Consider the following 12,961-nt stretch of genomic DNA (forward strand, 5'->3'; position numbering starts at 1 on the left):
AAATTTCTGCGACTCTTTCATCACAACCTCCTGACAAATATACCGTGCGACCGTGGTCGCACGCTCCTGAATACATGCCCTGTTTCTTCCACCCTCGCACAGGACTGGCGAGCATGAGGGACAAACCCGCGAATCATTAGCGCGGTAAAAACCCGGTGTGCATCGTTTTTGATTATTTCCGCACACTCGCGCAGAGGAGTTCCCCATCGGGCTACGGTCATGGTTAATGCGGGAATACAGCGACGATACAGCGCATGATGTGTCAGGCTTGAACACCTTTATCCGTTAAAAGGGATATCAGTTAAGTTATCCCGTGTAGGGTATAAGCCATTATCAAGCCCACCAGTAGATGGGCTTTGTAATGGAGAGCCGTTGTGAAAGTGGCTCTCAGACTGTCATTTTTTCCCTTTCTGTTTACCTGCCCACTGTTTTGCAATGTACAGGCAGTCATCGAAAATTCGGCCTTTTCTGCTGGCTTGTGAACAACGGCGGTAATGTTCCACCGCCATGTCAGCGCCAGTCATAGCCGCGTTTTGGTCGTATCCAAACTTTATTAACTCGGTTGTTACATTTTTATGTATGAAATCAATCGGAGTCATGCTGGTTTACCATCAGGGAAATCCCCCATGTCACATAGCTTGAACTGAATCAGATCCTTCACAAGCTGCTCAGCCTTTTTAATGGCCTTCTTCTCTTTCTTCCGACGAGTCATGAGAGCGCTACCTGCTTGACCGTGCATTTCAAATGAGAACTTCTCAGCAGCCGCGACACGGTTTTGCATTTCGCTGATTGCCATATCGGTCAGGCCAGAGAAATCGAGAAGGTTAATGTCCTTCCCCCTCTCAAGCTCAGTCATGTGGTCATACACCTGCGCCTGAAGCTCATAGCTGTAGCTCATTGCCATGAGGCAAGCTTCACGCTTGGGAAAATTGTAAATATCCCTCTCCACAACACCACCTGTTCCGTTGATATAGGTATCAGTTGCAAAAAATTTTGCAGCTGCATCCCCGAGGACCTTGGGTACTTTCTTCATGAAACTGCGGTGTTCGAGTTTGCGATATTTCTTACAGGGGAACGCAAGCCCCTCCGCCTCCGCTTTGGATTTCCGATCAGCATTAATGTAATCCACCATCTCAAGACTGCTCATGGTCGGGTATTCGCCAGAAGGAAGAACGGTTAATGATTTGTTCATGTCGGTATTTCCTTTAGAAAGTTGAGCCTGTTCGCACAGAAAAGCCGTCCCCGAGAGGTCCTCACCTATACGGCAGTTCTCAGGCTCAGCTTTCTGAAAGACTCGGGATTGTTACGCGCTGCGATACGCTGTGAAATTCAGATGTAAAAAAAGCCCCGCATCGCGAGGCTCATTAAATTGACTTTGTGATTTGCAAAAAAAATTATTTCAGGCATTGCGTCCTGATGTATTCCTGCAGGTAGTTAACCTGCGCGGTTATCCTGTCGATTCCACTTCGGAGACGGTAATAATTGAGTTCAGCATCTGCTGTAAGTCTTGGGCTTTCTCCATCGCCCATGCTGCTGGCTTCGGTCGTTGACTTTGCACAGGTGGCGGCGACTTGCAGGCGCTTACGACCAGCAGAAACATCAGCACGGAGACTTTCGATAGTCGCGTTAGCATCAGCAAGCTCCTTTGTGTATCTGGCGTCGAGTTCTGCTACATCACGTTGACGCCTCTGCATGTCAGCGATAATGGATGCGGCTTTATCGCGCTGCTCTTTGTAGGTCATGGCGTTATCACGGTAATGATTAACAGCCCATGACAGGCAGACGATGATGCAGATAACCAGAGCATAAATAATCGCGGCGACTCTGCTCACTGATCTATCCCCCAACAGGCTAATGCGCTTTCCTGGTCACGACGAATAACCTGTCCATAGCAGTTATTTGAACGTATGCGGCAATCGCGCCCACCATCTTTTATCCACCAGCGAATCGCCTCGCATGCACCTTTACGATCACCGGCATTCAGCCGCTTATAAAACGTCGACGGGAAACACTTACCGGGGCCAATGTTATAGGGACAAAATGACGCTATACCCGCTTTCTGTGGTTCGGTCAGTGGCACTTTAATATTGCGCTCCACCCATGCCAGCGCCTTATCCCGTTCAATGGCGTTAACCTGGTCGCATTTTTCCTTCGACAGTTTCATACCGGGAAAAACGGGTTTTCCATCCACCACCGTGGCACCCCGACAGATGGTCCAGATGCCGGAACCATCGCGGTATGCCGTTGTGTGGTTACCTTCTTTTTCATCCAGAAACTGGTCGAGAATATCAGGCGCAGGCGCACCGACGGCAATCAGTGCCAGAACGGCAGCCGACAGGCCGTATCTGATTTTTGCGTTCATGGATATTTATCAGGATTTATCGGTTTCTGAACCCTGGATATGTTTATCTGTCCCGGCCTGTTGAATCAGGCAAGGAATAGTTAAATACAATAGAGAGGATTGTTTATGGACAATAGCACCATTTCTCTACAGGAGTTGCTCGACTGCATTTCCAAGCTTCGGGATGATGTAAATGCCCTTACTGTCGCATTTTCATATCTGGCATTCTCAATTCCCAAGGAACAAATGCAACCAACACTGGCATCGCTCCAGCTTGAATCACTCAACCCCAAATGGTCCCAGCAACAACAAAATTCTTTCAAGTGGCTGGCGGTATTACTGGAAGAAAAATATGCTGGTGAAATTACCATTTCGGCGGAGTCTTCAGAGAACCAGTAATTCTTCCCGGTAGCTTTCCTTTGTAGGTTATCCACACATTCTGCGCCTCTAAAATTATGGGGCGCTTTTCCGGCGACAGCTCATCCCCTTCACATAACCCGGCAGCAACATCCAGGAAGACCTGTCTGATGCTCCTTCTGGCTGCTGCCTCATAAAACTCCAGCGCGGCACCTTCAACACGGTCCAGCGAGATGTCCAGGTCAAAAATTTCACCGTCAAAGCGTTTTTTGTCCCGTAACGCTAAAGTTACCGTAACTTTATTCTCAAAATTGCGGATCCCTTTCACAATCAGTTCATAGTTTTGAGTCATTGAATTACTCTCCCCGTGCAGCCTTACGCTTGTCTTCTTTAATCTTGTGCGTATTCCGCTCTATTCGATCACGGATTGGCATCGAAGTTCGATCAGCGATTCGCATCCATTCGATCAACCGGGAACTTAACTTTTTCTACCGCTTTTTAACTCGTTTTTTCGCTGCTTTCCACTGTCGGGGGATTTTTCCTCAGGGACTCTCCCTGAAGGACCACTCTGTGTGAGTTATGTACCAGTCTGTCCAGGATGGCATCTGCTGTTGTTGGGTTCTCCATCAGACCATGCCATTTATCTACCGGGAACTGGCTTACCACTATCGTGCTGCTTTGTCCGTAACGATCCTCTGTGATCTCCAGAAGGTCATTACACTGGGCGTTACTTAACTGTTCCAGCCCCAGATCGTCCAGGATTAGAACCTGTATTTTTTGCAACTGTTTCAGATATTTCAGCCAACTGCCATCAACACGTCCCTGAGCCAACTGTTCCAGTAATCGCCCGGTTCTACAGTACCGGACGCTGTATTTCTGTCGACATGCCTGTTCGCCCAGCGCATTGGCTATCCAGCTCTTACCGCATCCTGTCGGACCGGTTATCAGTAGGTTTTTCCTGTGGATTATGTAGTGGCCGTTCAGCAGTTCCCTCATCTGTTCAGCCCGCAGACCTCTTGAGGCCGGATAACGCAGCCCTTCCGGTGTTGCCTGATATTTCAGGCAGGCATTTTTTCTCAACCGTGCCACACGACTGTTTTCTCTGCTCAGAAGCTCGTCATCAACCAGCAGTGTCAGCCTTTCCTCGAACGACAGTTCGTCGTAAGTCTGAGGCGTTTCCCGTTGCCGTATCAGGCTCCCGGCCATCGCCGGGAGTTTCAGTTGGGTCAGTTTGTTTAACAGATTATCACTCATACGGTTGTTCCTTCTGTCAGTGGTAGTAGCCAGGACCACGCAGGTTTTCATGCTCTGAAGCATATGCCGGATGTTGTTCGCCCTGGCGGGATAACGGAAGCTCAACGTTATCCCGATGATGACGCAGCAGATTGTCGATAAAGCGTCTGTCCGGGGCGTTATAGTGCAGGGCAACGTAACAGGCCTTTTCCAGCCGTTCCGGGCCGTATTTTTTCTGAAGTGCCAGCAGACCCAGGACTGCACGGTAAGCCAGCTCCGGATGGGGTTTGGCTTTCAGCATGGATTCAACCACCCGGCCTGTGGACGGACCTGTACGGTTTCCCTGCTCGATAAGGCGTTCCGGTGTCCATGTCCCATGCCGCCGGTGGCGTTCTGGCATGTGAAGCGGATTGGTTGTGTGTTTATATTCATGTGTGCTGCGCGGATGTTGCGCCACACACTGCCCCTTGTGCCAGAGCTGTACCACCGACTGCCCCACCTTCAGTGACAGACGCTGACCGACCAGTTCGTGTGGAACGGAGTACCAGTGACGGGCATATTCAACGTGGTAGTCAGGGCCAACCTTCACGGCTTTGTATTCCGTGTATTCATAAGGCTCCAGAGGCAGCGGAGAGAGTGCTGGTGCATCCAGCATGCGGAAGCGTTCTGCGCGGGTTTGATTACCGTATCCCTTCATTGGTCGGTTATTCATGTCCGTCAGCAACTCCCGAAGGCGTGCATTCAGCGCCCTGAGCGTGTGGAAGGTTTCATTACGGATGCGGGCAAGAAGCCATCGCTCGACGATGAGGACGCCGTTTTCTGCTTTTGGTTTATCTTTAGGTTTGCGCGGGCGGGCCGGGATAATAACCGTGCCATAGTGCTCAGCCAGCGCCTGATAACTGTCGTTGATGACAGGCTCATAGCGATCGGCTTTTTTCACTGCGCTTCTGAGGTTATCGGGGATGAGCAGCTTCGGTACGCCGCCCAGGAAGGTCAGGCAACGGCTGTGGGCATTTAACCATGACATCATGTCCTGACCTTCGCACGCTTCAACATAGGTATAGTTGGACGCCCCCATTACAGCCACGAAGATTGCCACGCGGCGTATCTCTCTGGTGTCCGGATTAATAACAGGGACCGTAGGACCACAGAAGTCGATAAAGAGCTTTTCGCCAGCACGATGCTCCTGTCGCATGGAGAGGCGTCGCGTTTTTTTCCACTTCCGGTAGCAACGGCAGAAGTGTGAGTATCCCATCGCTTTGTCACCCGCCTGTGCCTTGTATTCCATCCACAACAGTTGGCGCGTCACGCCAGGTTTTCTCATTTCCGTATCGAAGTACAGCATGTCAGGCATAACAAGCTCTGACGCAGAGGTGTCTTTGGGCGGGAAAATGAGTTTCTCCAGCGTGTCATGGGATATATCCGCAGGTAATGGCCATGACAGAGAAGAGGCTTTGAAGCGGGCAAGAACCTCAAAAACGGTTGAGGCGCTGATGTGTAACGTCAGTCCGATACAACGGTTAGTCAGCTTCTTATCGAACTTGAGCTGAAGGATCTTAAAACAAGTTTCCATAGTGCTCCTGGATTTTCTCTTTTTGGACATTGACGTCTCCACTGGTTTAAACACGGCAATGGAGACTGTGGTGAAAAGAGTTAATTCCCGGAGTGACTGGCGAATTCCAATCAATGATCGGAAGTATGCCAAATCGTGATCGATTGTGATGCCAAACTGTGATCGGAGATGGATGCCAAATCATGATCGATTCGAATGCCAAACTGCGATCGATTCAGATGCCATTTTGCAATCTTGAAATAAAGATTTGTCAGGTACGTCAGCAGGCCAAAAACCAAGCTCCCTAGCACACCTATCGCCACCCACTGGGATGGAGAGACTTTGTCCAGCAGCTGCAGTAACCAGTATCCCGTCCCCACCGCTGACGTGGTGTATGACACACCTGTTGTGATTTTTTCCATCTGGTACATACCCCGTCTCCCGTTATCCGGAAGCTGACAACAATAAAAAAGCCACCAGTTAATTACTGATGGCTCTGATGCATAAACGTCATAATACCTGACCATTATGATTGACAATAATTATAATGTTTATATAGAAATATCCCCGATATGTGTTACATATCATTTCTCCACGGGGTATATCCCTACGCCAGCGTAATCTTCTCTTCTACTACGCTGGCGTTTTTTTATTATGATGCCGGTGCATTTATCTCCAGCATCAGACTTTCTATCTCAACGCCATACGCTGCATTTTTTGTAACATCCGTCAGCGTCAGCGCATTCAGTCCCAGAGTCAGACTGTCTTTTATAACCTGGAATGCCGGGCCAGCCACTCCATTCAGTTTCGGAGTAACCGTGGCACTGCCGGCGGTGAACACCAGCTCCAGCGTCTGCCAGTCGTTACTGTAGCCCCCAAATTCCCCCAGCTTCGTGTTTCCTGCTTTCCTGTGATGCATCAGATTCAGTCTACCGTCAGTGGTCTGAGTGAAGTACGACATCAGGAACGGATTACCGGTACCCGTCATCGCCACACCATCAGGAACGGGAGCGTCCGTATACAGATAAATCCCCAGCCCGAACTGATTATTAGTCAGAGCTCCAGACAGGCGGAACTTACAAGTCAGCCTGCCGCCCTGTGTCAGCAGGGTAATTGCGTCATCCACCGGATGCGCCAGGGACCAGGTTTTATTGCTCTGCTTGGTGATCTTAAATACACCATCTGCCAGCTGAATTCCGCCATCTTTAATAGTCCAGCCCTGCGTAGCAGCCTCTCCGTCTGCCGGCAGCAGGGAGACTGTGCGGACGGATGTTTCGCTATCAGACGGCCCCGATGGCGTATCGCCGCCGGGCGAGGGGTTGATTTCCGGTGCCTTACCACTGATGAAGGCTGAGGTGCGCCCGGCTGCGTTCAGAATAGCGGTTGCCAGGCGATCCGAAATAATGCTCCTGCGCGCCCATGAACTAAAATGTGTCGGGCGGTTTGATGATACCCAGTTTCCATTCGTTCTCGATGCCGCACCGTAATATCCTGATGCCGGAATATCTGGATCTTCTGCCGGCGCATTAGTGGCGGTATTGACGCCGTTACCGTCTGTCATGAACGGCACAAAATAAACGCCCTCACTCTCCCTGTTTTTGTACGCCCCGTAAATGGTGTTGTACTGCGTGCCGTAGGTGTTTTTCCAGTAATACGTCGTGTCACCACAAATCCACGGCACATTTACAGCACTGCCACCATGACACTGCGCGTTAAACACAGTGAGGTCAGCACGAAACTGCTTCAGCATGGCTGTAAACAGAGCAGGTTGCTGTGCGTAGGTGGCGGCGCTCATGTCAAACTCTCCCTGCATCCAGCACACCGCCAGCAACACATTTTTCTGGTTCTTCTGTAATGCAGCTTTGGTGCGCACAATCAGGTCCTGATATAACGGTTTACCCACACCCCAGCGCGCCGAATCCTGGCTGGCCCCCGTGTCCGCACTGAATGTCCCCTCCGCGCCCAGGGTAAATGCCGAACCACCACGACAGCATGGTACCAGCAGGATCCCCGCATTATTCGGGATATACGGGAGCAGTTTTTTGGCAATATGAAGTCCCTGCCCCACACAGCCATACTGACCTTTGCTTAGGTCAGCCCTCGGATGATTCAGCGTACTCATATCCTGCACATCATGCAGACAGTGGTCAGCCGGGATGATGTCGTTATACGTACAACTCTCTCCACCCGGAGTTACCGTGCTGCGGCGCGCCAGCTGTTTAATGCGCGGATCCGGAGCATCGTAAGAATCCGGCAACGGAAGCCCTTCACCGTAGGCCATGCCGTTGGACTGTCCGGCAAGCACAACCACGTAGAACCAGTCCGGCTCAGATGAAGGGCCGACCTGTGGATCTCCTTCAATAGCCACCGCCTGCATCAGTGTGTACGGCGTAATGGCAACCGGTCCGCCGTATGGCTGCCAGCCCTCTTTCAGCTTTTGTGTCAGTTTTTCCGCCAGATCTGACGGCGAGGCAGCCCTGACCAAATCATAACGTTTAATCGACATCAAATTTCTCTCATGCACAGGAATAAAGTAGGGAAAGGCCGGAGCAGGAACAGAAGAAAATCACAGGATGAACATCTGCCAATAGCAGGCCGTAAAAAAAGGCCGCGCCATGCGCAGCCAAAACTCACAAGGAAAATGATAACTGGAATAACAATTGTGATATACGCATGGTACCGGGAGCTTCCCGGTGAGTTCAGCCTGGTGCAACCGAACCCGCGTCAGCCGCCAATCGACAATTAATCGAAGTATTCGACATTCACCAGTCGCCCCCCATACAGGGGAATTCACCATGCAGAAATGTTTTTAATAAACAGCAAACAAAAAAATCAAGCATTATTCAGTCTGTTTTTTCATCATAGGCCACAGCAATACCATAATGCTGCAGACCAGAACGCCATCCGCCAGCACCGACATAATTCTGCTGGTGAAATCCATTATCACCATCACTAAAAGCAGGATCACAACAGCAAGCAGACACGGTTTACAAAACAATGTTCAGAAAACGCATTCTGCATGTCTAAGGTTCTATTCCTACGAATAGCCAACTTGCAACTTAAAATATTATTTATGCAGCCAATTAAATTCTGGTCCTTACAATATCAACCTGAAGATTCTTATCTTGTGCTGATTGATAAATGACAAACCTTTTACTACCTGCATTGAAAGAAGTAGACAAAACCAGACAATTATCATAACGAGCAAGAACATAATACCAACCATCATTATAATTAATCATTTCATATTCTTTCTTAAACTGTGGTTTGTAATATCCTGTCAGAAATGAAAAAAGCCAGAAATATGCCACAAAAGCAATCATCACAATCTCAAAAAAATGTTTTTTTATAAATGGCTTATCATAGAAGCATGATACCGATAAAAATCGCCCATAAGATCTTATCGAAATTGTAACCGCCAGCGCAATCGCTGCTGACAGTAGCAAAAGAGGTACCTGAATCTTCTGTCTCAATATAGAAAACTCAATAATTGCCGGCACAAACAATAATTCCACAGCAAAATAAAGGCGAAATACATTTAGCTCTTGCATAGAATGTTTTCTTTTCACTGCGAAAAAGAATACAACACCAATACCCCAACCGATAAGAAATATAGCAATGACGATAACTGCAAAAAATAAACTTCTGGCAACATCATCAACACCTGCACCTACAATCCACCATGGGAAGCCGTAGTAAAAAGAAGTACCCCATCCATAGAAATAAGCACTCCCCCATCCAAGGCATCCCATATAGGCAATAAAAAGTGAAGAACTCCTGAGCAGCGCACCATCCTTCATAACCACCCCAATACAAGATGATAACATTGGCTTACAACTCATAACAAAAGCAATTCAATGCCGTCAAGAGGTTACAGGCTAAAAAAACTCTATTACATTGCAGTCAGCATGTTTACTACACAAATACAATTCAGGGCATAAAAACTACTCGGTGGCAGGTTATTGAGATTCATCAATGGCAGGCAAAAAACACCCATTGTTGGCGTCAAATTTACCCAAAGTTATTCAAAAAGTCAATATTATGCCATTAATACGTTGCCATCCGTGGCAATCATGCTGCTAACGTGTGACCGTATTCAAAATGTTGTCTGCAATTGACTCTTCCTTGTGGCATTGCACCACCAGAGCGTCATACAGCGGCTTAACAGTGCGCGACCAGGTGGGTTGGGTAAGGTTTGGGATTAGCATCGTCACAGCGCGATATGCGGCGCTTGCTGGCATCCTTGAATAGCCGATGCCTTTGCATCTTCCGCACTCTTTCTCGACAACTCTCCCCCACTGCTCTGTTTTGGCTATATCAACCGCACGGCCTGTACCGTGGCAATCTCTGCATCTTGCGCCCGGCGTCGCGGCACTACGGCAATAATCCGCATAAGCGAATGTTGCGAGCACTTGCAGCACCTTTGCCTTAGTATTTCCTTCAAGCTTTGCCACACCACGGTATTTCCCCGATACCTTGTGTGCAAATTGCATCAGATAGTTGATGGCCTTTTGTTTGTCTTTCTGGCTGAGTTCGTGCTTACCGCAGAATGCAGCCATTCCGAATCCGGCTTGTGATTGCGCCATCCCCATAGCAGCCATCACATCAGTACCGGAAAGAGAGTCAGAAGCCGTAGCCCGTGGTGAGTCGCTCATCATCGGGCTTTTTGGCGAATGAAATTTAGCTACGCTTTCGAGTCTCATGCGCCTTCTCCCTGTACCTGAATCAATGTGAGGTTTCCGCAGAACACTGCGCCAGTATCGATATACATCTGGTTGGCAAACTTGAGTGGTTTCACTGCTGGCGTATGACCAAAGATGAACGTGTCCGCGCCTTTAATTTCTTTCACGATCCCGTCTTGTGAGTTGCTGATTCGTTCGCGGTTCCAGATTACCTGCTGATGATCAACTGGCTTTCCAAATTCGTATTCGTCACAAGGATAATCGGCGTGGCAGATGACATATTTTTTACCTTTGCTCACCAGTTCGATGATTAACGGAAGTTCTTCTGCTTTATGGGCAAGAGCTTTAGCCAGAATTTCTTTGTCGTAATCGAGATTAAAGAACCAGCCACCGCCATTAAGCAGCCAGTGATTGACGTTTCCACGCTCTGATAAGCCATCAATCATCATTTGCTCATGGTTTCCACGTACAACTCTGAACCAGGGGAATGTGATTAATTCCAGACATTCAACGTTCTCTGTACCGCGATCAACCAAATCGCCCACCGAGATAAGCAGGTCTTTTTTGTTATCGAATCCAATCGTATCCAGTTTGTTCATCAGGTTCGTGTAGCATCCGTGCAGGTCGCCAGCTACCCAAATATTTCGGTATTTGCTGCCATCAATTCTTTCGTAATAGCACATCTCTTTCACTCCATCCGCGATGAACCATGAGAACGTCGTTGACGATGGCGTGCATTTTCCCGTCTTTATCATCAACGTATTTTCTGACCGTACCGCGACTACATTTCAGTCTGCGTGCTACTTCTGTCTGGTTTCCGTATGCTTCAACGAGCATGTCTGGAATGGTTTTTACTGAGAACGTCATGCGGCCTCACTTCTGCTATTTCGCAGGTCTTTGAGTTTCTGTTGGTACTCTGCCTTGATCGCCTTGCACTCTTCGACAGTCCAGCGATGGCGGCTATGGTTTGATTCGATTTCGTCTACTGCTTCCTGCCCGATGCGGTTAATCAGTTCGACTCGATACGGAACGAGATTTCCGCTTTTGTGCTGGTTGCACACCACGCATTGCTTGTGAATATTGCGTTCATCAAATCGGAGTTGAGGTGCCGCAGCAGTTGTCCGGTAATGTCCGGCATCCCACTGAGCAGACGTGAGCGTTCCGCACGAGATACATGGTAAGTCGCGGTCTCTTTCTCTGATGAAGGCGTTTACGGCTTGTTGGGCTTGTTTAATCCAGTAACTGCGGGGCTTTAAGGCGAGTTTTCGAATCTTAAGTTTATCTTTCTGTTTCTGTTCATCTCGTCGTCGTTTCTTCTCTGCTGCTTTTTCCGCTTTTTCGCGTTCTTTACTTCGTCGTTCGAGTGCTAATTGAGTTCCGTGTTCCGGGCAGCACCACCACTGATTTGAGAATGCCGGGTGAAACCATTCCTTGCATATTTTGCATTTCCTTCGCGCTGGTTTAGCCATCGTCTTCTTCCTCGTGCATCGAGCTATTCGGAGCGCTCATCAGTTCTGCGCAGCAGTGCTCACACACGTGAACTTCCAGCACATGCAGCTTCTGACCGCAGTTAGCGCACGTTAAAGCTCGCTCGACGCTTTCTTGTTCGTAACTTCGATTTTGGTCAATCACCTTGTTTTCCTCGCACGATGTCTTAGCCACCGGATATCCCACAGGTGAGCCGTGTAGTTGAAGGTTTTTACGTCAGATTCTTTTGGGATTGGCTTGCGTTTATTTCTGGAGCGTTTCGTTGGAAGGTATTTGCAGTTTTCGCAGATTATGTCGGTGATACTTCGTCGCTGTCGCCTCATGCCGCCCTCCTGACGCCATGCCCGATTGCCATCAATGCCGCTTTGGATACGGTAGTAAACATCCGTCGAGGACTGATGAACGGTCGCCAAATCAGCAGCATGGAGCCTTTGCTGTTTCCCTTCTTCTCCAGCCCTGTCGATGGTTCGATAAAATTAATCCGTCCATCAGTGATAATGCGAACTTCGTCAACGCTCTCCAGAGCCTTGCTGAACCAGCCGACAGACATATCTTCTGGCACAAGCATCACTACCGCCTGTCGCTGTTGTATGCACTGCTCAGCGGCTTTTTCCACCCACGGTCTGATATTACTGTACGGTGGGTTATTCCAGATTGCACCGTGGCTTACCCACTCAGAATTGAGCGCGTCGTCAGCCTCAGTTAGCCAGTGAGCACACAGAGCATTTTTGTCGCTCGCTGCCGAATCCAGCCAGAATCCAAACTCAATATCCAGTGCATCAAAAAGCCAAAGCGGCGTTTGCCAGCAGTCCTTGTCGTGTGCTGGCGTATTTGATTTGATAGTCATGCAGCCCGATCTCCCCATCGCGCTTTCCATTCGAGAGCCAGTCGCGCTTCGTCTGACCACTTAACGCCACGCTCTGTACCGAATGCCTGTATAAGCTCTAATAGCTCCGCAAATTCGCTTACACGCATCCTGCTGGTTGACTGGCCTATTACCACAAAGCCATTCCCGGCAAGGTTAGGAACAACGTCCTGCTGCTTTAATGCTGCTGTAAAAACGCACTTCCAGCTTTCTGCATCCAGCCAGCGACCATGCCATTCAACCTGACGAGAGACGTCACCAAGGCAAGCCCAAAGCTTTCGATTCTGGTCTAAGCTGCGGTTGCGTTCCTGAATGGTTACTACGATTGGTTTGGTTGGGTCTGGAAGGATTTGCTGTACTGCGTGAATAGCGTTTTGCTGATGTGCCGGAGATCGAATTTCAAAGGTTAGTTTTTTCATGACTTCCCTCTCCCCCAAATAAAA

20 protein-coding genes are annotated in these 12,961 nt (G+C 49.0%); 1 reads left to right on the top strand and 19 read right to left on the bottom strand.

Going from position 1 to position 12,961, the window contains the following annotated elements:
* Positions 1 to 395 precede the first annotated feature (395 nt).
* The 4 genes from PS053_RS05575 to PS053_RS05590 form a co-directional block, all read right to left on the bottom strand.
* Positions 396 to 599, bottom strand: a complete 204-nt coding sequence (locus PS053_RS05575) for a hypothetical protein (protein WP_054413177.1) — start codon at positions 597 to 599, stop codon at positions 396 to 398.
* Entirely contained in the window at positions 596 to 1,192 is a 597-nt protein-coding gene (locus PS053_RS05580) for a Rha family transcriptional regulator (RefSeq protein WP_262933659.1), read from the bottom strand. Before PS053_RS05580 ends, PS053_RS05575 begins: the two co-directional genes overlap by 4 nt.
* A gap of 202 nt (positions 1,193 to 1,394) precedes the next feature.
* Complete coding sequence (locus PS053_RS05585; RefSeq protein WP_059257242.1) at positions 1,395 to 1,832, bottom strand: lysis protein; 438 nt, start codon at positions 1,830 to 1,832, stop codon at positions 1,395 to 1,397.
* Positions 1,829 to 2,362: a lysozyme gene (locus PS053_RS05590; protein WP_000992106.1), complete on the bottom strand. Its 534-nt coding sequence runs from the start codon at positions 2,360 to 2,362 to the stop codon at positions 1,829 to 1,831. The genes PS053_RS05585 and PS053_RS05590 overlap by 4 nt, the downstream gene beginning before the upstream one ends.
* Positions 2,363 to 2,467: 105 nt before the next feature.
* Between PS053_RS05590 and PS053_RS05595 the strand changes: the two genes are divergently transcribed.
* Positions 2,468 to 2,740, top strand: a complete 273-nt coding sequence (locus tag PS053_RS05595; protein WP_000370545.1) for a hypothetical protein — start codon at positions 2,468 to 2,470, stop codon at positions 2,738 to 2,740.
* Here the strand turns inward: PS053_RS05595 and PS053_RS05600 are convergent.
* The 15 genes from PS053_RS05600 to PS053_RS05670 form a co-directional block, all read right to left on the bottom strand.
* Entirely contained in the window at positions 2,706 to 3,050 is a 345-nt protein-coding gene (locus tag PS053_RS05600) for a YdfR family protein (RefSeq protein ID WP_001468348.1), read from the bottom strand. The two genes, PS053_RS05595 and PS053_RS05600, sit on opposite strands and share 35 nt — an antisense overlap.
* Positions 3,051 to 3,196: 146 nt before the next feature.
* Entirely contained in the window at positions 3,197 to 3,952 is a 756-nt protein-coding gene (istB, locus tag PS053_RS05605; protein ID WP_001282649.1) for an IS21-like element ISSso4 family helper ATPase IstB, read from the bottom strand.
* 16 nt (positions 3,953 to 3,968) lie between these two features.
* Positions 3,969 to 5,504 (bottom strand): IS21-like element ISSso4 family transposase, encoded by a 1,536-nt coding sequence (gene istA / locus PS053_RS05610; protein WP_256878094.1) that lies wholly within the window; start codon positions 5,502 to 5,504, stop codon positions 3,969 to 3,971.
* A gap of 110 nt (positions 5,505 to 5,614) precedes the next feature.
* Positions 5,615 to 5,914 carry a class II holin family protein gene (locus tag PS053_RS05615; RefSeq protein ID WP_273774773.1) on the bottom strand — a complete coding sequence of 100 codons (300 nt, stop codon included), beginning with the start codon at positions 5,912 to 5,914 and terminating at the stop codon, positions 5,615 to 5,617.
* A gap of 221 nt (positions 5,915 to 6,135) precedes the next feature.
* Positions 6,136 to 7,989: an SASA family carbohydrate esterase gene (locus tag PS053_RS05620; RefSeq protein ID WP_059225691.1), complete on the bottom strand. Its 1,854-nt coding sequence runs from the start codon at positions 7,987 to 7,989 to the stop codon at positions 6,136 to 6,138.
* Between the two features lie 333 nt (positions 7,990 to 8,322).
* Entirely contained in the window at positions 8,323 to 8,481 is a 159-nt protein-coding gene (locus PS053_RS05625) for a DUF3927 family protein (RefSeq protein WP_064763535.1), read from the bottom strand.
* A gap of 85 nt (positions 8,482 to 8,566) precedes the next feature.
* Entirely contained in the window at positions 8,567 to 9,310 is a 744-nt protein-coding gene (locus tag PS053_RS05630; RefSeq protein WP_001302581.1) for a hypothetical protein, read from the bottom strand.
* A 252-nt stretch (positions 9,311 to 9,562) separates the two neighbouring features.
* The gene (locus PS053_RS05635; protein WP_054413075.1) at positions 9,563 to 10,186 is read right to left on the bottom strand and encodes an antitermination protein; all 624 of its coding nucleotides are present in this window, start codon (positions 10,184 to 10,186) and stop codon (positions 9,563 to 9,565) included.
* On the bottom strand, positions 10,183 to 10,848 hold the full coding sequence (locus PS053_RS05640) for a serine/threonine protein phosphatase (RefSeq protein WP_054413073.1): 666 nt from the start codon (positions 10,846 to 10,848) through the stop codon (positions 10,183 to 10,185). The genes PS053_RS05635 and PS053_RS05640 overlap by 4 nt, the downstream gene beginning before the upstream one ends.
* Positions 10,826 to 11,032 (bottom strand): phage NinH family protein, encoded by a 207-nt coding sequence (locus tag PS053_RS05645; RefSeq protein WP_059217943.1) that lies wholly within the window; start codon positions 11,030 to 11,032, stop codon positions 10,826 to 10,828. The genes PS053_RS05640 and PS053_RS05645 overlap by 23 nt, the downstream gene beginning before the upstream one ends.
* Complete coding sequence (locus PS053_RS05650; protein ID WP_059257244.1) at positions 11,029 to 11,634, bottom strand: recombination protein NinG; 606 nt, start codon at positions 11,632 to 11,634, stop codon at positions 11,029 to 11,031. The genes PS053_RS05645 and PS053_RS05650 overlap by 4 nt, the downstream gene beginning before the upstream one ends.
* Positions 11,627 to 11,797, bottom strand: coding sequence for a protein NinF (locus PS053_RS05655; protein WP_059257245.1), 171 nt, complete (start codon positions 11,795 to 11,797; stop codon positions 11,627 to 11,629). Before PS053_RS05655 ends, PS053_RS05650 begins: the two co-directional genes overlap by 8 nt.
* Positions 11,794 to 11,976 carry a NinE family protein gene (locus PS053_RS05660; RefSeq protein WP_001254256.1) on the bottom strand — a complete coding sequence of 61 codons (183 nt, stop codon included), beginning with the start codon at positions 11,974 to 11,976 and terminating at the stop codon, positions 11,794 to 11,796. Before PS053_RS05660 ends, PS053_RS05655 begins: the two co-directional genes overlap by 4 nt.
* A complete protein-coding gene (locus PS053_RS05665) occupies positions 11,973 to 12,500 on the bottom strand; it encodes a phage N-6-adenine-methyltransferase (protein WP_059217994.1) in 528 nt (175 codons plus the stop codon). The genes PS053_RS05660 and PS053_RS05665 overlap by 4 nt, the downstream gene beginning before the upstream one ends.
* Positions 12,497 to 12,937 carry a recombination protein NinB gene (locus tag PS053_RS05670; protein ID WP_000736913.1) on the bottom strand — a complete coding sequence of 147 codons (441 nt, stop codon included), beginning with the start codon at positions 12,935 to 12,937 and terminating at the stop codon, positions 12,497 to 12,499. Before PS053_RS05670 ends, PS053_RS05665 begins: the two co-directional genes overlap by 4 nt.
* Positions 12,938 to 12,961: the final 24 nt, after the last annotated feature.

The sequence above is a fragment of the Escherichia albertii genome (assembly GCF_028622335.1).
GTDB classification, from domain to species: domain Bacteria; phylum Pseudomonadota; class Gammaproteobacteria; order Enterobacterales; family Enterobacteriaceae; genus Escherichia; species Escherichia albertii.

Coding starts and splice junctions, on each gene's coding strand:
- PS053_RS05575 (WP_054413177.1), bottom strand. CDS start 599: ATGACTCCGATTGATTTCATACATAAAAATGTAACAACCGAGTTAATA.
- PS053_RS05580 (WP_262933659.1), bottom strand. CDS start 1,192: ATGAACAAATCATTAACCGTTCTTCCTTCTGGCGAATACCCGACCATG.
- PS053_RS05590 (WP_000992106.1), bottom strand. CDS start 2,362: ATGAACGCAAAAATCAGATACGGCCTGTCGGCTGCCGTTCTGGCACTG.
- PS053_RS05595 (WP_000370545.1), top strand. CDS start 2,468: ATGGACAATAGCACCATTTCTCTACAGGAGTTGCTCGACTGCATTTCC.
- PS053_RS05600 (WP_001468348.1), bottom strand. CDS start 3,050: ATGACTCAAAACTATGAACTGATTGTGAAAGGGATCCGCAATTTTGAG.
- istB (WP_001282649.1), bottom strand. CDS start 3,952: ATGAGTGATAATCTGTTAAACAAACTGACCCAACTGAAACTCCCGGCG.
- istA (WP_256878094.1), bottom strand. CDS start 5,504: ATGGAAACTTGTTTTAAGATCCTTCAGCTCAAGTTCGATAAGAAGCTG.
- PS053_RS05615 (WP_273774773.1), bottom strand. CDS start 5,914: ATGTACCAGATGGAAAAAATCACAACAGGTGTGTCATACACCACGTCA.
- PS053_RS05620 (WP_059225691.1), bottom strand. CDS start 7,989: ATGTCGATTAAACGTTATGATTTGGTCAGGGCTGCCTCGCCGTCAGAT.
- PS053_RS05630 (WP_001302581.1), bottom strand. CDS start 9,310: ATGTTATCATCTTGTATTGGGGTGGTTATGAAGGATGGTGCGCTGCTC.
- PS053_RS05635 (WP_054413075.1), bottom strand. CDS start 10,186: ATGAGACTCGAAAGCGTAGCTAAATTTCATTCGCCAAAAAGCCCGATG.
- PS053_RS05640 (WP_054413073.1), bottom strand. CDS start 10,848: ATGTGCTATTACGAAAGAATTGATGGCAGCAAATACCGAAATATTTGG.
- PS053_RS05645 (WP_059217943.1), bottom strand. CDS start 11,032: ATGACGTTCTCAGTAAAAACCATTCCAGACATGCTCGTTGAAGCATAC.
- PS053_RS05650 (WP_059257244.1), bottom strand. CDS start 11,634: ATGGCTAAACCAGCGCGAAGGAAATGCAAAATATGCAAGGAATGGTTT.
- PS053_RS05660 (WP_001254256.1), bottom strand. CDS start 11,976: ATGAGGCGACAGCGACGAAGTATCACCGACATAATCTGCGAAAACTGC.
- PS053_RS05665 (WP_059217994.1), bottom strand. CDS start 12,500: ATGACTATCAAATCAAATACGCCAGCACACGACAAGGACTGCTGGCAA.
- PS053_RS05670 (WP_000736913.1), bottom strand. CDS start 12,937: ATGAAAAAACTAACCTTTGAAATTCGATCTCCGGCACATCAGCAAAAC.